Raw genomic sequence first — 21,061 nt, 5'->3', positions numbered from 1 at the left:
TTCTCACTTGAATGCCTCTGGGTACACAGCTTTAGCGACTTCTTCAAGTCCTTCAGCTAAACGTGGACCTGTACGGCTTGTTAGGTTCGAGTCGACTTGCACGACTTGGTCTTCTTTGACCGCAGTGATGTCTGCGAAACCGTCACGTTTTTTGACGCTGTTTACTACGTCCGGCGTGTAATCGTGCATGATAATCATGACGTCCGGATTTTGCTTGACGATTTCTTCAGGGCTGATCATGATCCAGCCTTCTTCAGTGACGACGTTTTCAGCGCCGATTTTGTCGAGAATTTCTTGCATAAATGTATTTTTACCAGGTACATAGATTTCAGGTACGTCCGATGTTTCGACAAGTACGCGTTTTGGTGTTTCGATATCGTCCGTTTTCGCAACGACTTCTTCCACTTTCGCTTTCATGTCTTCTACGATTTTCTTCGCTTCTTCTGATTTACCAGTTGCTTCGCCGATCGCTTCGATTGTTGTGTATGTTTCATCGAAGTTCATAGCGTTTTTCACGACGTAAACAGGGATTCCTGCATCACGAATTTGTTGGTAGCCGGCTTCAGAGCCTGACAATGACATTTCATGTCCAAACACAATTTCAGGGTTCATGGAGATGATTTTTTCAATATTGAGGTTCATGTCTCCGATTTTTTCTTTGTCATTTGCTGATTCCGGGAAGTCGGAATAGTCATCGACTGCAACAATCTCGTCGTCTAGTCCAAGCGCAAAGAGAATTTCCGTGTTACTTGGAAGCGTGGAAATGATTGTTTCTGGTGCTTTTTCAAGTGTGATTTCCTGACCTGTTGCGTCAGTTACCGTCATTGGATAGGTTACGGCGTCAGCATCTTCACTAGCTTCTGAATCGGAAGCGTTATCTTTGTCGGATTGCTCCGTTTTTGTTGCATTGGTGTCGTTTCCTTTGTCTTTGTTGTCGTCTGTTCCACCGCAAGCAGTAAGAAGCAGGACAGCAAGTACGGCTGTGAGCCACAGGTGCCACATCTTTTTCATGATTCGTGTTCCCCCTATTTTGTCCAAACAAAAATCCCCCTTGTCGATATGGAGGATGAGTGCATTAGAAATAAGGCTGCTTCGCCAAATTTCACCATGTCTATCCTCGTAGATCTCGGGTGATACCGAAGAAAGGCAGGTCTCCTGGCTTGTGCATTGATGCTTCTTTACGACTGCTGCGGAGGGTATCCGGTGGCAGTTGAGAATCGGCTAGCACGTACAGTGGCGGGACCGCGCCGGATTAGAACCGGCTTCCCTTTTAACCTCAATCGTTCGAGGCACCTTTTTCGTGTTTGCTATGTAATTTGTTCCATTCTCATTATACAGAAGTGTCTGGAAATGTCGAGAGGGGGTTTGGCGGGAATTGTAAAAATTGGTGGGGTTATCAGCACGTTCCCGAGGAGATTCCGACACTTGTAAATCTTTCTTCGACAGTCAGAGGTAGTTGTCCGACATATCCGGTGGTTTGTTCGACACATAGAGATAGTTCTCCGACACTTGGCAGAGTTTCTCGATAACGGGGCACAATTCAACTATATTAAGGGATTAATTGGGTGCTCTTCGCTTGTTTTAGGATGGGCTGTTCCTCTGGATGGTGCGAATCGGAAAGATTGCCGGCGTTATCAGCACGTTCCCGAGGAGATTCCGACACTTGTAAATCTTTCTTCGACAGTCAGAGGTAGTTGTCCGACATATCCGGTGGTTTGTTCGACACATAGAGATAGTTCTCCGACACTCGGCAGAGTTTCTCGATAACGGGGCACAATTCAACTATATTAAGGGATTAATTGGGTGCGCTTCGCTTGTTTTAAGATGGGCTATTCCGCTGGATGGAGCGAATCGGAAAGATTGCCGGCGTTATCAGCACGTTCCCGAGGAGATTCCGACACTCGTGGTGCTTTCTTCGACAGTCAGAGATAGCTGTCCGACATATCCGGTGGTTTGTTCGACACATAGAGATAGTTCTCCGACACTTGGCAGAGTTTCTCGATAATGGGACACAATTCAACTACATTTAGGGATTAATTGGGTGCGCTTCGCTAAATTTAAACGTAAAAAAACCCTCCATATCTCAATGGAGGGCTTCGAGCTATTACTTACATGCGTTCTGGTGCTGCGACGCCGACAAGTTTCAATGAGTTGGCGACTGTTGTGCGCGCTGCAGTGACGAGTGCGAGGCGTGCTTCGGATAGCTCTTGGTTTTCTGGATCCAATACTTTTTCCGCATTGTAGAAACTGTGGAATGTAGATGCGAGTTCTTGGATGTATGTCGTGATGCGGTGCGGTGCCCGTAGGCGAGCTGCGTCGCTGACAAGTTGTGGGAAGTCTCCAATTTTCTTGATCAACTCGATTTCTTTTTCCGCTTTTAACAACGATACGTTGGATACAGATGCGGATATGCCTTTTTCTTCAGCTGCACGCAAAATCGATGAAATACGAGCGTGAGCGTATTGTGCGTAATACACTGGGTTTTCATTGGATTTAGAAACGGCTAGATCCAAATCGAAGTCCATTTGTGCATCGCCTGAACGCATTGCAAAGAAGTAACGTGCTGCATCTAAGCCTACTAATTCAACAAGTTCACGCAATGTGACTGCTTTTCCGGTACGCTTACTCATCTTGAACTTTTCTCCATCTTTATAAAGCTGTACCATCTGTGCTACTTCGACTTCCAATGTGTCGCGGTCATAACCGAGCGCTTGGATCGCCGCTTTCATACGAGGGATGTAGCCGTGGTGATCTGCGCCCCAGATGTTGATGAGCTTGTCGAATCCACGATTCAACTTGTCTTCATGGTACGCGATATCTGGCATTAAATATGTGTATGAACCGTCGTTTTTAATAAGTACGCGATCTTTATCGTCGCCAAATTCTGTTGAGCGGAACCACGTAGCGCCTTCTTCTTCAAAGACGTGACCGTTTTCGCATAATTTGTTCAGCGCGACATCAATTTTGCCGTCTTTATAAAGTGATGTCTCTGAGAACCAAACGTCAAACGGTACACGGAAGTCGGCTAGATCCTGTTGCAACTTGCCGAGCTCAATTTTCAAACCGTATTCACGGAAGAACTGGTAGCGCTCTTCATCAGACATCTCAACGAACTTGTTGCCGTACTCTTCAATTAGTTGTTTTGCAATCTCTATAATATCCGGACCTTGGTAGCCGTCTTCAGGCATTTCTTTGTCGAGTCCGAGTTGCTCGAAGTAACGTGCTTCTATAGAACGCGCTAAGTTTTCTACTTGTTTACCTGCATCATTAATATAGTATTCACGGGAAACATCGTATCCTGCAAAGTCGAAAATATTGCAAAGAGAATCGCCAAGGGACGCTCCGCGTGCATGCCCTAAATGCAAATCGCCTGTCGGGTTTGCCGAGACGAATTCGACTTGTACTTTCTGCTTTCCGCCTGAATTATTACGACCGTAATTAACACCTTGTTCTACAACGGTTTTCACGACGTCATCCAAATAGTCCTTTTTCAAGACGATATTCATGAATCCAGGTCCTGCGATATCAACTGATTCGATTGATGTGCCGGTTTTATCCAACGCTTCAAGAATCGCTTCTGCGATTGCACGTGGTGGCTTTTTCGCGAGTTTCGTCAATTGCATAGCGATGTTTGTTGCATAATCACCGTTTTCTTTACTTTTAGGTGTCTCCAACATGATCGCTGGAATGTCTGCTTCTTCTACCAAACCTGTTGCTAGAACTGCCTTTTGCAATGCGGTTTTTACTTCATGCTGAATCTGTTCTACTGCATTCATAATGTACCCTCCGAATAGTGAATAGTTAGTTGGTAGCTGCCGAGCAACGCTTGTTCTGAATGCATGTCGTACTGCACGTAGAACTCGCCTGCTGTGCGTTTATTTTTTATCGAAAGTGCTTTCGTTTCGATGAGCAAATCCATTGCGAGCGGTCCGTTTGCATAGGTTCCTACACGCTTGCCGTTCAATTCAAGAGGCAATCTCATTTGGACAGCGCCTGTCCGCATGACTAGTGCATCGTCCGGATCGAGTTTAATCATCGTTTTTATGCGTTCTCGATTTTGTTCTTCTTCGTAGCGTAAATAACGATTGCCTAACTTTTCAACGATGGTTCCGTTAATTTCCAGTTCGTACTTATCGGTTTCCTGTCCGGGATGTTGGATTGCCGACTTTAGCTTAATCTTTACCGGCACAGCCGAGTTTTGCGTTCCCATTCGTTCACCGCCTTTAAATTCATATATCTCTCTATTATAGCCGTTCGACCGTGCTTTTTTCAATCATTGCTTGATGAGAACCGTTTTTTCGAAGTCTTCCGTTTAATTTCATTGGATTCTTCTCATACTACTCTCAAATAGAGTTTCGAGAGGTTGGGATGTAATGCGGCGAACGGACTACGTAAAAAAGAATAAACGCAAAGCCCGGTATCGTTTCGTCGGGTTGCTCGCAATCACTGCTGGAACCGCGTTGTTTACAGTGCTCGTCTGTCTGCGCGTCTATGCACAAATTGCAGGACCACCTTCGCTAAGCGTCCCGGAAGCTTCCGTATTCATGGATCGTAATGATCGGCAAATCGGAGATCGGTTCTCAGGTGAGCGACGCTATTGGGTGAGCATGGATGAGATGTCCCCTTCTTTGATTGATGCGTTCGTCGCTGTTGAGGATAAAAACTTTTATAAGCATAACGGATTTGACTATAGACGCATCGGTGGCGCTCTGCTGAAGGACGTAAAGGCGCGACGCAAAGTCGAAGGCGCAAGTACGATTACCCAACAGTATGCACGGAACTTGTATTTATCTAATGAAAAGTCGTGGATCCGCAAAGCCAATGAAGCGCTTTATGCCTACCGGATGGAGTTATTTTACGATAAAGAAAAGATTTTAGAAGGCTATTTAAATACCGTGTACTTTGGGCACGGAATGTACGGAGTGGAAGCGGCGAGTCGCTATTATTTTGCGAAGTCCGCAAATAACTTAACGCTTGAAGAAGCAGCAACGATTGCCGCCATTCCGAAAGGTCCTTCAATCTATTCTCCCGCTGCGAATTTGGAAAAGTCTACGCAAAGAAGGAAAATCGTATTGCGTCTTATGGAAGAACAAGGTTTTGTGACGTCTGAACAGAAAGATCGTGCGTCAGATCAAGCGTTGGTATTGAAGACGGAAGATTGGTCAGGCTCAAAAGATACCGCTCCGTACTTTTTAAATGAAGTTTGGCATACCGCTGAACGGATTTTAACTGACAAAGGACGGTATCCTGCCGAAGGGGGTTGGACCATCAAAACAACGCTCGATTTGATGCATCAAAAGACTGCGGAAGATGTTATTGCAAATCGGATGCCTAAAAACGACTTGCAAATCGGCTTTGTTGCGATGAAACCGGATACCGGCGAAGTAACTGCGATGGTAGGTGGGCGAAGTTTCGAAAAAAGTCCCTTTAACCGAGTGACACAGGCGAAACGACAGCCAGGTTCCGCGATGAAACCGATTTTATATGCAGCAGCGCTAGAAGACGGATTCAATCCACTCACCTACATTTCCACGGAGCAAACGATTTTTACGTACGACGATGGGAAGTCTTCGTATGAGCCAAGCAACGTTAATGGGAAGTTTGGTGATCATCCGATTTCGCTTGCACAAGCACTTGCTGTATCAGACAACATATATGCGGTGAAAACGTTGGAAGAAGTCGGATATCGTAAGTACAATTCGATGGCAGAGAAACTTGGTATCGATGTGAAGTTTCCTGAGTCACCAGCTGTAGCACTTGGAACGTCTTCAGTTACATTGTTCGAAATGACGGGCGCCTATAACCGAATTGCGTCGGGCGGTAAGAAAATTGACCCTGTACTGATTTTATCGATTGAAGACTCACGCGGGAAATTAGTATACGAGCATCCCGAACAGACTAAAAAACTAGCTATGACGAAGCAAAATGCATCTGTGTTGACGCATTTGATGACGGGGATGTTTGACCCGATATTCAATGATTACTTAACATCGACTGGTGTTTCAATGCGCGCGAAGCAGACTCGGCCGTATGCCGCAAAGTCTGGAACGACAATTTCAGACCAATACTTGATCGGCTATTCGCCGACACTGACTGCTGGAATTTGGACAGGGTTTGACGTTGGTAAACAGTTGGATGATTCATTGGATAAATCCGTTTCAAAGCAAATCTGGATTGAATTCATGGAACAGGCGCACGCAGGGTTACGTCCTGAGCCCTTCCTTCCACCAAGTGGTGTCAAAGGTGTCATCGTGGATATTGAAACAGGTGGGTTGGCAGTAGAAGGATGCAGCAAGCAGCGACTCATCTATATGAAGGAAAAGGATGTACCTAAACAATTATGTACAGATAAGGCGTTGAGGGAATCGCGGATGACGGGCGGGAAAGAAGAGAAAGGATTTGAGTTGTTCCCATTTTCATTCTTTGAGTGACGATGGATCGGTTTGGCGTGGGAATTGTGCGCTTAGGCGGCTGAATGGAGCGCTTCGCCGATACAATTTTAACATAACATAAAAAGCTTCCTGCCTGTTGGGTCTAACGGGCGGGAAGCTTTTTATGTCGGGCGAACCCGAGTGTCCTAGCTCACACTAGCAAGCTAATTCTAGTTTACTGCGTTTTGGTGTGACATTCAACTACCTTGTCGGATAAATTAAAAATTTCTTCACAAATGTGGTGAGGATTGGCTAAGATCGATATGCAATTTCGGTTCGCTGTTGTTCCACATGTCTTCGTTGTGGCCCTTTAGGAAGTCAGCTAGAATCTTCTTCGATTTCTCATCCATGTTATCGACAATGACACGGCGCTTCATGGATTTATCCATTAAATTCACGTGATCTGCAAGTAATTTGTAGCCGCGGCGCTTTTCTCGATTGACGATCATTTCGCATGACGTTACTCCAGCGTAATACGGGCCGTTCTCATTAAAATCAATTGTCACCCAAACGAGCCAGTAAAGCTTGCCGCCTTCAGAATCTTCTCGGTTTGTCGTGAACTTGATGCCCCGTTCGAGATCGCTTTTTGCGTGCATTGCGCCAATTTCAATCGAAGCAATCCCCTCTTTTGTGTCAACGACGACGGGAGTTATGTTTTCCAACGATAGCGATCCAATACCGAACCCTTTATGGCCGTCCGTCGGGTCGTTCTTTATAATGGTGAACCCTAACTTTTGTTTCGGTTTTTGTTCGTCTGCCATTTCCGCAAACCCCTTTCTATCTGGTAGTATATCTACTATACCGAAATTAATGGAAAGGTGGAAATTGTATGCCGTATGTAACTGTTAAAATGTTGGAAGGTCGCACGGAAGAACAAAAACGCGCGATGGTTGAAAAAGTAACTGAAGCGGTCATGGAGACTGCAGATGCGCCACGTGAAAAAGTCGTGGTGTTCATCGAAGAAATGCCGAAGAATCATTACGCTGTCGGTGGAAAACGCTTAAGCGACCAATAAGAAAAACCGGATGCGCCCAGGGAGTTCCCTTGATGCATCCGGTTTTTTAGTGGAATGAATTAGGCGACGGCACAAGCTCCCATTTCTGCGATAAATTCGAATGCAGCGTCCATTTCTTCATCCGAAAAGTTTAATTTGTTCTTGACGATGCGTACCTTTTCGATTTGCTCAGTGCGCTCCAAGTGGTCAAAATACAACAACGTGGACACGAGTTCCAAGAAGCGTGAACTCTGATCATTCAATTTGCTGATGCATGGTGCAAGTGATGCAACTGGTGCTCCACCTGTTTCTGAGAACTTGAGCCCATCTTCAGTTGCATAGTACGAGTATTGGACGTACGATCCTTTGTCCGTACAGGTTTCAGCTAAGAAGCCCATTTCACACAATTCTTCGACACGTAACGTAAGCTCCTCTGAATAGGGGCCGTACATGTGTAATTCGTATTTCTCTACAAAAGAAAACTCCATCTTTTTCAATATGTAGACCATCTTCTGTAGTTTTTTTCTGCCCTTCACTTCGTCCGCCAGGGAAATCATTTGAACAATTTTTGCGTGTTCCGCAAGCATTGCGCACGCTCCTTTCTAGCCTCTTACTAGCTGTAAAATCTCCTTATATAGAGGATTTTCCTCTTGTCCTGCTTCAAGTATGTCTTCAGGGAAATAAATTTTGTGGTCCGTACGGCGCTTGCCTGAAATGGCATCGACGATATCGGATGACCGTGACAGTTCGCTCAACTCCCCGTTTGGAAGTTGCAAGTAGATCGGAACGCGTTCGTTTTCTTCACCTGGTCGATAAAAATCATAAGGTAAATCGGAAGAAGAGTCTGTGACTAAATAATATTCGGGATCAATGCCTGCTTCTTTGAACAATGAATCGAGTTTGCCGATTTTGCGATATTCTTTCGCGGGATCGAACTCGGCATATTGAAAGAGCTTTCGATTGATGAACCGACGACATAAGTCAGATAGGATCGGGTCTTGTTCTTTCATCCAAAGCTGGAAGTATGTAAATAAGACGCCTTCGTCCAATGAGATATAGTCTTCAATCGAGATAGTTTTATCGAAAAATGACCGGAAAGGAACTGGGTCTTGTTGGAACAGATAGCCATCTTTATAGAGCGCTTTTGCGCGATGTAGAATTTTAATGAGGATCACTTCTGCGCTACGGGAAACCGGATGGAAATACACTTGCCAATACATTTGGTACCGGCTCATGATGTAGTCTTCAACAGCGTGCATGCCGCTTGACTTAATGACGACTTGTTCTTCAGCTGGACGCATGACACGCAAAATGCGCTCCATATCAAAATGTCCGTACTGAACGCCTGTGTAGTAGGCATCCCGCTGCAAGTAATCCATTCGGTCTGCGTCGATTTGACTGGAAATCAAACTGATGACGAGCTTGTCCTTATACGTTTTGCCGATGACGTCTGCGACGCGTTGTGGAAATTCTGGGCTGACGCGGCTAAGCACTGCATTCACTTCAGTGTCTCCTAGCAAAATCGCTTGCGTGAATTTTTCGTGGTCAAGATCGAATACTTTTTCAAACGCATGTGAAAACGGTCCGTGTCCGAGATCGTGCAGAAGGGCTGCGCATAAAGCGACGAGTCGTTCGTCTTCATTCCACTCAGGTCGTCCACCGAAACCACTATCGATAATACGACGGACAATTTCATAGACGCCAAGCGAATGCTGGAATCGGCTGTGCTCCGCTCCGTGGAAGACTAGATAAGTCGTGCCGAGTTGCCGGATTCTACGCAACCGTTGAAATTCCCGTGTGCCAATGACATCCCAAATAACGCGATCGCGTACGTGAATATAGCGGTGTACCGGGTCTTTAAACACCTTTTCTTCAGCGAGTTTCTCATGCTCGTACGACATAATGCACCTCCGTTCAACGTTTATCTAGTATACCAAAATTCATCAACTTCGACAGATACAAATGGCACAATCGTAAATAGATGAAAGTATCAATCTTTTGTTCTGTATAAAAATCTTGCGAGCTGTCCATGCTGTCAGTAGAAAGAGAGAACGAATTATGGGAGGCATTGGAGATGGTTAAAATTAGACAAGACGCTTGGTTGGAAGAAAATGATACGTTATTGGCAGATACGGTACTGCGCCACGTGCGCGAAGGCAGCACACAGTTGAGTGCGTTTGAAGAAGTCGGAGACGCGTTGAACCGGACTGCAGCGGCATGTGGATTTCGATGGAATGCAGTGGTTAGACAAGATTATGAGAAAGAGTTAGCACAAGCAAAGAAAGAACGTAAGCAAGCGTTACGTGTACTTGGCACAGACTTCAAACGTCGTGCAACCCCTCTTTACTCTGTTCAATCGCCAGAAGAAGAACAGCGCGTAGCATCCGTTCCATTGTCTGCATTATCGATGGACACCGTTATTGCGTACCTGATTCGCATGCATCATTCAGGTGGGACCAACCACGATGTATTGCGCTGGCAGCAAACCGCGAAAACCGCTCAAGCTCGTGTCTCAGAGCTTGAAAAAATGGTGGAGCGTCTGAAGAAAGACAACAAAATGATCCGAGATGATTATGAACAATTCGTAGAAATCATGAATCGCGCACGTCGACTCGTCACATTGAATGAAGAAAGTGAGCATACGGCACCTTCATTCAAAATGGAGCAAAATGGAAATTTAATCTCGAAAGAACCACCTATTCATTGAATAGGCGGTTTTTTTTATGATTCATTCAGGTATGCGAGATCATTTTAGCGTTTCGTTCAACAACACGATTCAAGTAATACGTATAGAGTTCCATTTCGTCTGCACGGAACCCTCCCGACTGCACATTTTCTGCAAGCAGGTTCAGCTGATGTTGAATTCTCAAGTTGACGTCCTGTACAGACAGAGGCACGTCGAGTAACTCAGATAACGAAGCCATCGTTTCGGGATGAATGACCGGATAGGTGAACTTCGTCGTCTCACCACCAAGTCCAGTTTCATATAATGCTTTGACTAGATTAGCTCGTTCGCTGCCACTGCCTTCGATACATAGGTAGACTTGAACGGCAACACCTTGACGTAATCTACGTTGGGAAATACCTGCGAATTTCTTGCCATCGATACTAAGATCATAGCTTCCTGGACAATAAGATCCTACGATTTCGTAAGCCTCAATCCGATCAGCGACTTCGGGAAACAGCATGCGGACAAACTCCAACATGACGTCGTATCCGATGGAAATATCGATAGATCCATTCTGTTCCGAAAGTACGATGGAAATATTAAGGACACCACTATCGAGTACAACCGCAAGTCCTCCCGAATTGCGGACGATTGTTTTGTATCCGGCTTCGTGGATAGCCGGCAGGGCACGTTCTAAGTAAGGTAGGCGATGATCTTGTACGCCAAGTACAATCGTGTGGTCGTGCACCCATGTACGGACGGTCGGTGCGCTTTGGTGCTGTCCAACGAGTTGGCAAAGCGTATCGTCTGCAGCGAAAGATTCGAGCGCAGATCTAGTTTTGGCGGATAAGGATTCATCGATATAACGCCATGAAGGTATGGCTAAATAGGATTCAATTGCTGTCATGAGTAGGCTCCTAGGTTGGTATGTTTTAATTTTGATTCACCTTAGTCTACACCACAATCCCCTGCGCTTCCACCCGTGATGGAGGTGTCGAATTCGTGACATCCATTGTCTCTGCTGAATTGCAGATATCCATTGTGGTACACTTAAAAAAGAACGGCTGCCTCGGGGATTTTTCTCCGTCCACCCGTACGAATCTCAATTTAAAGGAGTTCGATTTCTCATGATTGAAGCAGCACAAACACTGGATGGTTGGTATGTGTTACACGACTTCCGCACGATGGACTGGACCTCTTGGAAACTCATTTCAAAAGAAGATCGCCAACACGCAGTTGACGAGTTCGTTGCATTTCTAGATAAGCTGAACAAAGCGGACGAAGCTAAAACAGGCAGCCACGCACTTTATACAATTGTTGGTCAAAAAGCTGATTTCATGCTGATGACGTTGCGTCCAACAATGGACGAACTACAACAGCTGGAGGCGGAGTTCAATAAGCTTTCGATTGCTGACTTTACTCTACCTGCGTATTCCTACGTTTCTGTAGTAGAACTCTCCAACTATTTAGCAGGTGGAGATTCGGATGAAGATCCATATCAAAACCCATATGTCCGCGGTCGTTTGTACCCTGAACTGCCACGTAGCCAATACGTTTGTTTCTATCCAATGGATAAGAAGCGCGAAGGCGACGTGAATTGGTACATGCTCGATATGGACGTGCGAAAAGAAATGATGCGCAGCCACGGTTTGATTGGCCGCAGCTATGCAGGAAAAGTGAAGCAAATCATCTCAGGTTCTATCGGTTTCGACGATCACGAGTGGGGCGTTACTTTGTTCGCAGATGATGTCCTTCAGTTCAAAAAATTAATTTACGAGATGCGTTTTGACGAAGTGAGCGCGCGCTACAGCGAGTTCGGTGAATTTTTCGTAGGAACCATTTTACAAGATGATACACGCGCAGATTTCTTTGTGGTGTAATGATGAGATTGAAAAGCCGCCTTCTGGGAGATTCCCGGGAGGCGGTTTTTTGTAGTTATGAGCGGTTTGGGTTGGTTTATGAGCGGTATTCTGGCGTTATGATCACTTTTCGCGTTTTATGAGCGCTTCCCTGTGGTTATGATCACGTTTTGCGATTTATGAGCGCTTTCCTGCGGTTATGATCACTTTCCGTGATTTATGAGCGCTTTCCGCTCCTCAAGTAGCTGGGTTCGACGGTAAAGCCCGAACGAAATCGCTTCGCAAGGCGAAGCGCGACCAATTAATCTTGGTTTACTTTGCTAGTGTGTAATTCGTTGCTTTACGCGTTCCATCTTTATGAAGCAACTGGCTCGACAACAAACGTTTTGCGACATGTCGGCAAGTTAATCCCGTGAATTCACAGAACTCCCGATTGGTCAGCGACTTTCCGACGAGCATGAAGTATTCCTCAATCGCTTGCTCATAAGGAGCACGGCTACTATTCCCACAACGTGGACAGCTTCTTGGATTCCCTTCTCGAGCTGAAGCTGGTTCATTAGGACATTCTTGACAGAGTACCCCACTCTTCAATTCATTCGGATGAATTCCGTACCGTGCAGCTAGCGGAAATGGATCATACTCCTCGTGGTATTCAAGAAGTGTATATGCAAGTTTTTTGACATCTAGTTTCGATAGAGTCAACGTCTCGATGGGTAACTCCCTGAAAAATGCCGGTGCTTCGTAATTGGTTAAAATCGGTATTTGCGGTGGCTCTTCGATGAGGATTTCGTTGTTATGTGCGAACGTGATGAGACCAGTAACGGGTAAATTAACATTCTTCGCGATTAACCAATTGTTAAGAAAGTGGATTTTGCGATCTATTTCAGCTATCGGGCTTCTGAATACGTTGCGAGTACCTGTTTGCGATTCTTTCAAGAATTGTGTAGGATTCGCTTTCACTAGGATTTTATCAGCTATATTTTTCACTTCGGTGATGATGATCCGGTCCGGTGCAATGAACAAAGAATCTATTTGAAATTGGACTCCATTTTGCTGGAGACTGAGGTCGTGCAATATTGCATGTGGAAAATCCGTATGGACTTCTTTCATGCAACGGTCATATTCTTGCTCGCCTCCGAATCCTGCCCGAACTTTGTATAATTCATCTTGAATGATTCGGTACTTTTCATGTGTAGGTGCTAATCTCCTTGCGAGCGATTGAAGACCCGCCAACTGCTTTGGCGCCGTTCGTTGTTTGTAGAGCATGAGCAACTTCCTCTCGCTTTATTTTGAGTGTAGCGTGTTTACGGTGTGATTGGAATAGAGTTTGCAAAGGTCGTATTATGAGTAGTTTTAAAGGGACAAACTTGAAGTTTGCTCGTCAAATTGCTTCTTAATCTAAGTGAGTTCTTGCGTACCAAAGCGCTCAAAACTCTTTCAAGGTTTTGATTGGTAGCGCTTCGCTCTTTTTTCAGGAGTTCCTAGGATGATGCTGATTTCTGTGAAATGGGTGTTTATTCCGGCGTGTTTTTCGTGATTTAAAGGCATATATTTTTGGTTATGAGCACTTTTTCATCGTTATGATCACTTTTCCTGGTTTATGAGCGTTTCCCCAGCGTTATGAGCACTTTCCACTGTTTATGAGCGTTTCCCCATAGTTATGATCACTTTCCTTTGTTTATGGGCATTTCCCCAAGTTTATGATCGCTTTCCCCTAGTTATGAGTACTTAACCTATTTCACTAAGCACTCCAGTTCTTTGGTATGTTTCGGTAACTCCGTTCATAGGATACGTGTGAGGGGGTAATCGTGTGGCGGTGATTAAGACGACAGATAAGCATATCGATTTGCTGGCGCGCTTGATGCGTGCGGAAGCGGAAGGTGAAGGTCAGCTCGGTATGCTGATGGTAGGCAATGTTGGCGTAAATCGAGTGCGTGCGGACTGCCTCGATTTTACGGATATTCGTAACTTGGACGATATGGTATTCCAAAGCCCCGGTGGCTTTGAAGCGACGACGAAAGGCTACTTTTACCAACGGGCACGCGAAGTCGATCGTAAGTTGGCCCGTCGTGCGGTGAACGGCGAACGGTTCTCGCCGGCCGAACGGTCTCTCTGGTTTTTCATGCCTGCTGGAGATTGTCCAGAGCAATGGTACGGTCAATACAATACCGGCCGTTACAAATCACACTGTTTCTTCTCGCCAACCGAACAAGACTGCCCAAACATTTAACTTTGAAAGGATGACAGCATGGTTCAATATCAATGGTCACCGAACTACCAGCAGCAACCGCAATTTGCCTTTCCACCACAGCAACACCAACAGCAACAAAACGTACCACCCCAAGTCACCATTCCGAGCGGGCGTGCACCAGCTGGCGCATTCCGTGAAGAATCATACATCGAAAACATTTTGCGACTCAACCGAGGTAAAGTCGGAACGTTCCACTTTTCCTTCGAAAATGCGATGGAAGCTGGAACGAACGTCAAAGCCGTTACAGGTATGGTTGAAGCTGCAGGCCGAGATCACGTAATTTTAAGTGAAAGAAGCACGGGGAAACGGTTCTTATTCCCAATGATTTACTTCGATTATGCGGAGTTCAACGAAGAGCTCAATTACTTCCCACAACGGCCATAACGAAAAAACACCTGCAACCTCTCGTTTTCAGAGACGTTGCAGGTGTTTTTTGTTGATTAATTGCTGAACTTAGCAGCGGCCACAATAAGCATAATCCAGCCAGCGATGAAAGCAACGCCGCCAATCGGTGTAATTGCACCGAGAATGCCGATTCCTGACAAACTCAATACATAAAGGCTACCGGAGAAGATGACAATTCCAGCTAATAGCAAATAGCCTGCCCATGATAATGCGGACGATGAACCGAAAAGTGCCGGGCTCATCAGAATTCCGATTGCGAGTAACGCGATCGCGTGAAACATTTGGTAATGAACCGCTTTCTCCCAAATATCCAAATAATGTGCGGATAGTCTGTCCGCCAACGCGTGAGCACCGAATGCTCCGAATGCGACTGCAATTGCTCCGTTTACTGCACCTGCGATAATGAAAAATGGCATGTTTTCATCCTTCTTTCTAATTTAAATACATTAAAAGTCAAATAGCGAGCCGCCATTTGCATCCTCTTCTGCTAATACGTGGCCTTCTAAAACGGATTGTGGAGGTAATGAAAGAGAGTCTTTCGTAGGCGTTGCACCTATTAAGGACACACCCGCAACCGGACTCGTGCCAGTCATAAACTTCAACTTCTCGTCGGAAGACGGTAATTGTTTAGATGGTTCCCCTAGGATTAGGCCGCATAGCGACTGCATCGCTGCAACCGATTCACGGATTATCGCTTCGTCTGACGTCGCTGTTGCGCGTGACAGTTGTCGCTGCAATTCTTCTAACACTCGATTTGTTGAAATCATGCATCACCGCTCCCTTTCTTCGGTTCGTACTTCATGCATTCCATTCCAGAGGAACGCAACACGACTGCTGAAGGCAGCTCGCGCGTCTTAAATCCGTACGCTTTGCAGCCACGTGGATGTTTTGGATCCCACGTGACATGGAAATGATGGCATTGAAAACAATTTACAGCCATGAGCGGCCACCTCCTTTCATCAATTGAGTTCCGTTTTGCACCAGTCGATCTCAGGCTTGCCCCATTTCGTAAGTTGCTCGTTGGTTTTCGAGAACGGACGGGATCCGAAGAATCCTCTAGTTGCACTGAGTGGGCTTGGATGTACGGACTCAATCGTAACATGCTTTGTCAAATCAATCAGTCGCTTCTTCTCTTGTGCAGGACGTCCCCAAAGTATGAACACAATCGGTTCGTCGCGATCCGACAACTTGCGGATCACTTCATCTGTGAGCATCTCCCATCCTTGCTTACGATGAGAGTGCGCTTCTCCTTCGCGAACGGTCAATACCGTATTCATCAAAAGCACACCTTGCTCAGCCCATCCTGTAAGAGAACCCGTTTCCGGAATCGGACAACCCATATCACTCGCAAGCTCTTTAAATATGTTGCGCAAGCTAGGCGGTATTTTGACACCTGGTTGCACAGAAAAGCTCAGTCCGTGAGCTTGTCCAAACCCGTGATACGGATCTTGTCCAAGTATGACTACTTTTACGGATTCATAAGGGATATGTCTAAATGCATTCCAAATGTTATCCATCTCCGGATAGACAGTATGCGCTGCATATTCGCTTTTCAAAAACTCACATAACTGCTTATAAGAAGGTTCCTCGAATGCATCGTTCAGCACCGAATCCCATGCGCTTTCGAATTGTGGTTTCATTCAATCACTCCTCAAACTGGATGGTAACGTCATAGCCTGCTAGTGAAAACATCTCGTGAAGCGTCTGTTCTGCATTCTTTTCTGCGGTTTCCAATACGCCTTGTCCAGCGCTCTCTTCACGAATTAATTTCTTCGCTTCATCCGCAAGTTCATACGCTTCTGAGATGTCCGCTTTTTCTCGGAATACACCTTCAAACGAGTATACCTCGACTTGGTCAAAGAAGATTTCAGCGCCCCCGAGGAATTCGGGTTTCGGTAACGTCAGTGTTGCGGTTTTATTTGCCTTATCGATATCCATATCTTTTTTGCTTACCGTTGATAAATCCACGCCTGCTTTTATGGCACCAGGGATTACAACGAGTAATTGACGTTTCGTGCCCGGAAGATCAAGTCCGATACTTTGTCCAAATATCTGGTTATCTTGACGTTCAATAATGACTTTCGTATAAGCTTCTGCAGTAGCCATTTCGTTCAAGTCTTGGATCTGCTCAAGGAAACTTGTCTTTTGTTCAGTGAACGTGCTGCCTTGCTTCAATAAATAAAAGGCAATGAAAGGCAGTGAAGCAACGAGCAAGATTAAGATTAACGCGATAATGAGAAAAGATTTACGCCAAAGCGATAAGAATAGCGTCAGAATGTGCCATAAGCTTCTGCGTTGCTTTTTGGGTCGAGCAAAGGCTTCATTCACCGTTACTGCGCTCTCTTCGTCAGATGCTTTCAGCTCTTTAAGCAGCTTCTCTATTTCTTCCAACCTTCGCTCATCATTTGAGTTTTTGCCGTTTTTCATGTCAGCCCTCCTTTTTAACATCGATTCTAGCTATTGGTCTTTCGTTATAGTTGATGAAAAAACAGCCTTAATCAGTACGTACAGTGTGCCGGAAAGTTCCCATGCAGACAAGCATTGTGTCGTGGTATGATGGCGCGAAGGAGGGATTTCTTTGTCCAACGTACCAATCCGCGAAAAAGTAAAACGTATTACAGAAGCCGCAAAGGATGGAGAATTGTATTCAGAGTCCTCTAAAAGTACAGGCATGTACTTCTTTTACGGCATCTTTGGTATCGCTAGTCTGTTTCTCATTGCGCTCACGATTGGTCTCGCACAAGGAGGCCATTATATAGGAAGTGGTATTTGTTTACTTGTTAGTGGAATCTTAGGATTCATCCTCTTCAAGCTCGCCCGTGCATAATTCACACAATTTGTAATTGCTTTTCTGATTGAGTACACTTAAGTATACCCTATTCGTAAAGGAGTCCTCTATAATGACGTTGAAAAAGACTTTGACAATTGCAGGATCAGATACATCCGGCGGTGCCGGAATACAAGCGGACCTTAAAACTTTCCAGGAACTAGGCACATATGGAATGACAGCGTTGACCGTTGTCGTAACGATGGATCCAGACAAAAACTGGAGCCATAATGTCTATTCCCTACCAATTGATGTCATAAAATCGCAGATCAAAACTGCCCTCTCGACTGGTATCGACGCTATCAAAACAGGAATGTTGAGCACGGAAGAAGTTATTCAAACTGCAGGTGAAGCAATTGCAGAATCCGAGCTTACACACGTCGTAATTGACCCGGTTATGGTTTGTAAAGGCGAAGATGAAGTCTTGAACCCTGGAACAGTCGATGCGATGATCGAATTCTTGCTTCCACGCGCTGAAATCGTGACTCCGAACTTGTTTGAAGCAGGACAACTTGCAGGCATGAAAACACCCGGTACGATTGAGCAAATGAAAGCAACTGCAGAGAAAATTCACTCCCTTGGTGCACGTAACGTTGTCATCAAAGGCGGCAAGCAATTGCAACACGATAAAGCAGCAGACTTATTCTACGACGGAAAGACTCATCTTTTATTGGAATCCGAAAAAACAGATACGCTCTACAACCACGGTGCTGGCTGTACGTTTGCCGCTGCGATTACAGCGAACTTGGCGAACGGTCAGGATATAAAAGAAGCTGTTATTGAGGCGAAATCATACGTTGCTTCTGCCATTGCAAATGGTTGGAAATTGAATGAGTATGTCGGTCCCGTTATGCACGGTGCTAAAAACCGTTTTGGCGGACCCGAAATTACTACAACAGAAGTATAACAATTAATAGCACTGAAGGGGCGCTTCCCTTCAGTGCTATTTTCGTTGAAACGGTATAATCGCAATTGCTTTGCTTTCCCGATATAATTAACGGTAGAGCAAAAAAATAGCCAGAGGAGGAAAACACGTGGAACTTGTACAACGAGATGAGCTACAGCGCTTGATCGATTCCTTTGCGGGCAAAGATGTCTACATTCACTTGGAGACGACGAACGGCTCTTATGCTGCGCATTTTCAAGAGGGATTTTTTAACGCAGGAGCATTTATTCGAAATATAGTCGTGAATTATGAACTTGGTAAAGTGGCGGGTGATTCCCCTCACCGCATTGGATTGAAACTCCCTTCTGGGTGGATTTACGCACAAGGTATTACACACTATGAACTTGACGAACATGGACGTCTCCTAATGGCAGGACTTGGACCAGATGGTAAATTGGCCGTTGCCCTTGAAATTAGCGAGACTCCGTTTTCGTATTGATAAAAGGAGGTCCACTTGAAATGGAGAAAGAACGCCACGTATTAGTTGTTTTCCCACACCCGGATGATGAAGCATTTGGAGTATCAGGAACAATTTCAACCTATATCGAAATGGGCGTCCCTGTGACATACGCTTGTTTAACACTCGGTGAAATGGGACGTAATCTTGGGAATCCGCCATTCGCCAATCGTGAAACGTTACCGGCAATCCGGAAGAAAGAGCTACAGGCAGCTGCAGATGCAATGGGCTTGAAGGATTTACGAATGATGGGCTTGCGCGACAAGACTGTAGAATTCGAGGACGATGAAAAAATGGTGAAACTCGTTGCAGATTTGATTGAAGAAACGAACCCTTCTCTTGTAATTTCGTTCTATCCAGGGTTATCTGTACACCCTGACCACGATGCCACTGGACGCGCTGTAGTCGAAGCCATTCATAGAATGGAAGCAACTGAACGTCCGAAGTTGTATACGATTGCTTTCGATAACGACACGGTCAATCAAATCGGCCATCCAGATGTCCATCATGACGTGTCTACAGTGACAGAGAAAAAGCTTGCGACAATGAATGCTCATGCATCGCAAACGGTTTGGATGATGGAGGATATGCAAAAACGTCTGGACGAAGAAGACGTTGATGCGTTAAAATGGTTAAAGACAGAACATTTCTACACATATTCCTTTAAGTAAAGGAAACCGCTTTCATTGGCGGTACCAGCCGGATTGCTAGTTTCAGCTAGTTAATCCGGAAATACATATCGGGGCTTTGGAGAAAATTTTTGTTTACTTTATGTTCTTTATTCATCATAATGAATAAACATGCATATCGTATACTACTATTTAAGAAGGAGCTCATTCATGAAAAAAGCATCATTATCGAATTGGTTATTGTTTTTAATTCCATCGATTATCGGAGTCATTCTGTTCATGATTCCACTCAAAATCGGTGATAGTTGGCAAGTTCCCATTGCATTTCTAGCGGATAAACTTTCTAGTCTTGTTGAACCCGCGATGCCATTCGCAGCGATGGTGCTGATCATCATTTCAGCAGTCGGCTCAGTCATCTTTTTATTCATTCCTAATGATGAACACTCAAAGCCATCGTTCGTTCAAACTTTGTTCAAAGTGACACCATTTTGGACATTGACGCGCGTCGTTGGTGCGGTGTTTGCTGTCATGGTAACTTACAAACTCGGACCTGAAGCGGTTTGGAGTGAAAACACAGGTGGTTTGTTGCTATCCCCTGACGGCCTGGTATCGTTCTTGTACACGATTTTCCTATTCGCTGGACTGTTCTTACCGTTACTCTTGAATTTCGGTTTGCTTGAGTTCTTCGGTACGATGATGGTGAAAATCATGCGTCCTTTGTTCAAACTTCCAGGACGTTCTTCGATTGATGCACTGACGTCTTGGGTGGGTGACGGAACAATCGGAGTTTTACTGACAAGCAAGCAATATGAAGATGGTCATTACTCGAAACGAGAAGCAGCGGTTATTGCAACGACGTTTTCAATCGTTTCCATTACATTTTCGCTTGTTATCATTAAGACTGTTGGTCTTGAAAACTACTTCGTTCCGTTTTACGCAACGGTTGCTGTAGTGGGTCTTGTTCTCGGTCTCATTATGCCAAGAATTTATCCCCTTTCGAAGAAGCCAGATGAGTTCATTGATGGCTCACCGCAGACAGGAACAGAAGAAAGCCTTCCTGAAGGGTATAGCGTTTTCACACACGGTATTGAAAATGCGCTTGTAACTGCAGACAAAAACCGTGCACCTGGTCGAATTGTAGGCGACGGATTCCGCAACGTTCTAGATATGTGGATTGGCGTAGCACCGATTGTTATGGCTTTCGGTACGATTGCAACGATGCTTGCTGAATACACGAGCCTATTCTCTATCCTTGGTAAGCCGTTTGTTCCAATCTTGAATCTCCTCGGAATCCCTGAGGCTGCTGATGCTGGTGCGCTTATGGTTGTCGGAATTACAGACATGTTCTTGCCAGCACTTCTTGCAGATGGCATGATCACAAGCCCGTTGACACTATTCGTTGTTGCAACTATCTCTGTTGTTCAGCTCATTTATTTGTCAGAAGTTGGCGGATTGATACTTGGAACTAAGATTCCAGTTAATATTTGGGATCTGATTGTTATCTTCTTACTACGTACGCTTATCGCACTGCCGATCGTCGCAGGCGTTGGACACTTATTGTTTTAAAATAGAAATTAGGAACACCGCCATGCAG

General features: G+C 45.2%; 24 protein-coding genes and 1 riboswitch. Of the genes, 11 read left to right on the top strand and 13 right to left on the bottom strand.

The window, feature by feature from the left end:
• Window positions 1-3: 3 nt before the first annotated feature.
• The 3 genes from ACRPI0_RS00280 to ACRPI0_RS00270 form a co-directional block, all read right to left on the bottom strand.
• Window positions 4-1,011 carry an ABC transporter substrate-binding protein gene (locus ACRPI0_RS00280; RefSeq protein WP_432353998.1) on the bottom strand — a complete coding sequence of 336 codons (1,008 nt, stop codon included), beginning with the start codon at window positions 1,009-1,011 and terminating at the stop codon, window positions 4-6.
• A gap of 117 nt (window positions 1,012-1,128) precedes the next feature.
• Window positions 1,129-1,312: riboswitch (cobalamin riboswitch) on the bottom strand.
• A gap of 796 nt (window positions 1,313-2,108) precedes the next feature.
• The gene (gene argS, locus ACRPI0_RS00275; RefSeq protein ID WP_432353997.1) at window positions 2,109-3,776 is read right to left on the bottom strand and encodes an arginine--tRNA ligase; all 1,668 of its coding nucleotides are present in this window, start codon (window positions 3,774-3,776) and stop codon (window positions 2,109-2,111) included.
• Window positions 3,773-4,273, bottom strand: coding sequence for a DUF1934 domain-containing protein (locus tag ACRPI0_RS00270; RefSeq protein WP_432353996.1), 501 nt, complete (start codon window positions 4,271-4,273; stop codon window positions 3,773-3,775). Before ACRPI0_RS00270 ends, argS begins: the two co-directional genes overlap by 4 nt.
• Window positions 4,274-4,373: 100 nt before the next feature.
• Between ACRPI0_RS00270 and mtgA the strand changes: the two genes are divergently transcribed.
• Entirely contained in the window at window positions 4,374-6,431 is a 2,058-nt protein-coding gene (gene mtgA, locus ACRPI0_RS00265) for a monofunctional biosynthetic peptidoglycan transglycosylase (RefSeq protein WP_432353995.1), read from the top strand.
• Between the two features lie 230 nt (window positions 6,432-6,661).
• Here the strand turns inward: mtgA and ACRPI0_RS00260 are convergent, their stop codons facing one another.
• The gene (locus ACRPI0_RS00260) at window positions 6,662-7,192 is read right to left on the bottom strand and encodes a YwhD family protein (protein WP_432353994.1); all 531 of its coding nucleotides are present in this window, start codon (window positions 7,190-7,192) and stop codon (window positions 6,662-6,664) included.
• A gap of 68 nt (window positions 7,193-7,260) precedes the next feature.
• Between ACRPI0_RS00260 and ACRPI0_RS00255 the strand changes: the two genes are divergently transcribed.
• Window positions 7,261-7,446 (top strand): 2-hydroxymuconate tautomerase, encoded by a 186-nt coding sequence (locus ACRPI0_RS00255; protein ID WP_432353993.1) that lies wholly within the window; start codon window positions 7,261-7,263, stop codon window positions 7,444-7,446.
• Window positions 7,447-7,505: 59 nt separating this feature from the next.
• Here the strand turns inward: ACRPI0_RS00255 and ACRPI0_RS00250 are convergent, their stop codons facing one another.
• Both ACRPI0_RS00250 and ACRPI0_RS00245 read right to left on the bottom strand, forming a co-directional pair.
• Window positions 7,506-8,012, bottom strand: a complete 507-nt coding sequence (locus ACRPI0_RS00250; protein ID WP_432353992.1) for a YwgA family protein — start codon at window positions 8,010-8,012, stop codon at window positions 7,506-7,508.
• 15 nt (window positions 8,013-8,027) lie between these two features.
• Complete coding sequence (locus tag ACRPI0_RS00245; RefSeq protein ID WP_432353991.1) at window positions 8,028-9,326, bottom strand: HD domain-containing protein; 1,299 nt, start codon at window positions 9,324-9,326, stop codon at window positions 8,028-8,030.
• A gap of 173 nt (window positions 9,327-9,499) precedes the next feature.
• Between ACRPI0_RS00245 and ACRPI0_RS00240 the strand changes: the two genes are divergently transcribed.
• Window positions 9,500-10,132: an RsfA family transcriptional regulator gene (locus tag ACRPI0_RS00240; protein ID WP_432353990.1), complete on the top strand. Its 633-nt coding sequence runs from the start codon at window positions 9,500-9,502 to the stop codon at window positions 10,130-10,132.
• 25 nt (window positions 10,133-10,157) lie between these two features.
• Here ACRPI0_RS00240 and ACRPI0_RS00235 read toward each other — a convergent pair whose 3' ends face one another.
• Window positions 10,158-11,000 (bottom strand): lipoate--protein ligase family protein, encoded by an 843-nt coding sequence (locus ACRPI0_RS00235; RefSeq protein WP_432353989.1) that lies wholly within the window; start codon window positions 10,998-11,000, stop codon window positions 10,158-10,160.
• Between the two features lie 220 nt (window positions 11,001-11,220).
• Between ACRPI0_RS00235 and hemQ the strand changes: the two genes are divergently transcribed.
• The gene (gene hemQ, locus ACRPI0_RS00230) at window positions 11,221-11,973 is read left to right on the top strand and encodes a hydrogen peroxide-dependent heme synthase (protein WP_432353987.1); all 753 of its coding nucleotides are present in this window, start codon (window positions 11,221-11,223) and stop codon (window positions 11,971-11,973) included.
• A gap of 291 nt (window positions 11,974-12,264) precedes the next feature.
• Here the strand turns inward: hemQ and ACRPI0_RS00225 are convergent, their stop codons facing one another.
• Window positions 12,265-13,218, bottom strand: a complete 954-nt coding sequence (locus ACRPI0_RS00225; RefSeq protein ID WP_432353986.1) for a nuclease-related domain-containing protein — start codon at window positions 13,216-13,218, stop codon at window positions 12,265-12,267.
• A 544-nt stretch (window positions 13,219-13,762) separates the two neighbouring features.
• Here ACRPI0_RS00225 and ACRPI0_RS00220 point away from each other — a divergent pair.
• Together ACRPI0_RS00220 and gerQ are read left to right on the top strand one after the other, a co-directional pair.
• The gene (locus ACRPI0_RS00220; protein WP_432353985.1) at window positions 13,763-14,182 is read left to right on the top strand and encodes a cell wall hydrolase; all 420 of its coding nucleotides are present in this window, start codon (window positions 13,763-13,765) and stop codon (window positions 14,180-14,182) included.
• An 18-nt stretch (window positions 14,183-14,200) separates the two neighbouring features.
• A complete protein-coding gene (gene gerQ, locus ACRPI0_RS00215) occupies window positions 14,201-14,587 on the top strand; it encodes a spore coat protein GerQ (RefSeq protein WP_432353984.1) in 387 nt (128 codons plus the stop codon).
• A gap of 56 nt (window positions 14,588-14,643) precedes the next feature.
• Here gerQ and ACRPI0_RS00210 read toward each other — a convergent pair whose 3' ends face one another.
• Genes ACRPI0_RS00210 through ACRPI0_RS00190 form a run of 5 tightly spaced genes read right to left on the bottom strand, consistent with a single transcriptional unit; the run spans window position 14,644 to window position 17,035 of the window.
• Window positions 14,644-15,024: a DUF423 domain-containing protein gene (locus ACRPI0_RS00210; protein ID WP_432353983.1), complete on the bottom strand. Its 381-nt coding sequence runs from the start codon at window positions 15,022-15,024 to the stop codon at window positions 14,644-14,646.
• A gap of 30 nt (window positions 15,025-15,054) precedes the next feature.
• Window positions 15,055-15,375: a YwdI family protein gene (locus tag ACRPI0_RS00205; RefSeq protein WP_432353982.1), complete on the bottom strand. Its 321-nt coding sequence runs from the start codon at window positions 15,373-15,375 to the stop codon at window positions 15,055-15,057.
• On the bottom strand, window positions 15,372-15,548 hold the full coding sequence (locus ACRPI0_RS00200) for a uracil-DNA glycosylase (protein WP_432353981.1): 177 nt from the start codon (window positions 15,546-15,548) through the stop codon (window positions 15,372-15,374). The genes ACRPI0_RS00205 and ACRPI0_RS00200 overlap by 4 nt, the downstream gene beginning before the upstream one ends.
• Before the next feature lie 19 nt (window positions 15,549-15,567).
• Complete coding sequence (locus ACRPI0_RS00195; protein WP_432353979.1) at window positions 15,568-16,248, bottom strand: uracil-DNA glycosylase; 681 nt, start codon at window positions 16,246-16,248, stop codon at window positions 15,568-15,570.
• Between the two features lie 4 nt (window positions 16,249-16,252).
• Window positions 16,253-17,035: a DUF4230 domain-containing protein gene (locus ACRPI0_RS00190; protein ID WP_432353978.1), complete on the bottom strand. Its 783-nt coding sequence runs from the start codon at window positions 17,033-17,035 to the stop codon at window positions 16,253-16,255.
• A 151-nt stretch (window positions 17,036-17,186) separates the two neighbouring features.
• Between ACRPI0_RS00190 and ACRPI0_RS00185 the strand changes: the two genes are divergently transcribed.
• The 5 genes from ACRPI0_RS00185 to ACRPI0_RS00165 all read left to right on the top strand — a co-directional run bounded on the left by ACRPI0_RS00185 (window position 17,187) and on the right by ACRPI0_RS00165 (window position 21,033).
• The gene (locus ACRPI0_RS00185; protein ID WP_432353977.1) at window positions 17,187-17,435 is read left to right on the top strand and encodes a hypothetical protein; all 249 of its coding nucleotides are present in this window, start codon (window positions 17,187-17,189) and stop codon (window positions 17,433-17,435) included.
• A 73-nt stretch (window positions 17,436-17,508) separates the two neighbouring features.
• The gene (gene thiD / locus ACRPI0_RS00180; protein WP_432353976.1) at window positions 17,509-18,342 is read left to right on the top strand and encodes a bifunctional hydroxymethylpyrimidine kinase/phosphomethylpyrimidine kinase; all 834 of its coding nucleotides are present in this window, start codon (window positions 17,509-17,511) and stop codon (window positions 18,340-18,342) included.
• 127 nt (window positions 18,343-18,469) lie between these two features.
• Entirely contained in the window at window positions 18,470-18,820 is a 351-nt protein-coding gene (locus tag ACRPI0_RS00175; protein WP_432353975.1) for a YojF family protein, read from the top strand.
• A 20-nt stretch (window positions 18,821-18,840) separates the two neighbouring features.
• Window positions 18,841-19,509 (top strand): bacillithiol biosynthesis deacetylase BshB2, encoded by a 669-nt coding sequence (gene bshB2 / locus ACRPI0_RS00170; protein ID WP_432353974.1) that lies wholly within the window; start codon window positions 18,841-18,843, stop codon window positions 19,507-19,509.
• Between the two features lie 168 nt (window positions 19,510-19,677).
• Window positions 19,678-21,033 carry a YjiH family protein gene (locus tag ACRPI0_RS00165; protein WP_432353973.1) on the top strand — a complete coding sequence of 452 codons (1,356 nt, stop codon included), beginning with the start codon at window positions 19,678-19,680 and terminating at the stop codon, window positions 21,031-21,033.
• Window positions 21,034-21,061: the final 28 nt, after the last annotated feature.

Source organism: Sporosarcina sp. A2, from assembly GCF_050858885.1.
Lineage (GTDB): Bacteria > Bacillota > Bacilli > Bacillales_A > Planococcaceae > Sporosarcina.
The sequence above is the reverse complement of the archived record's forward strand: the minus strand, read 5'-3'. Positions and strand labels throughout refer to the sequence as shown.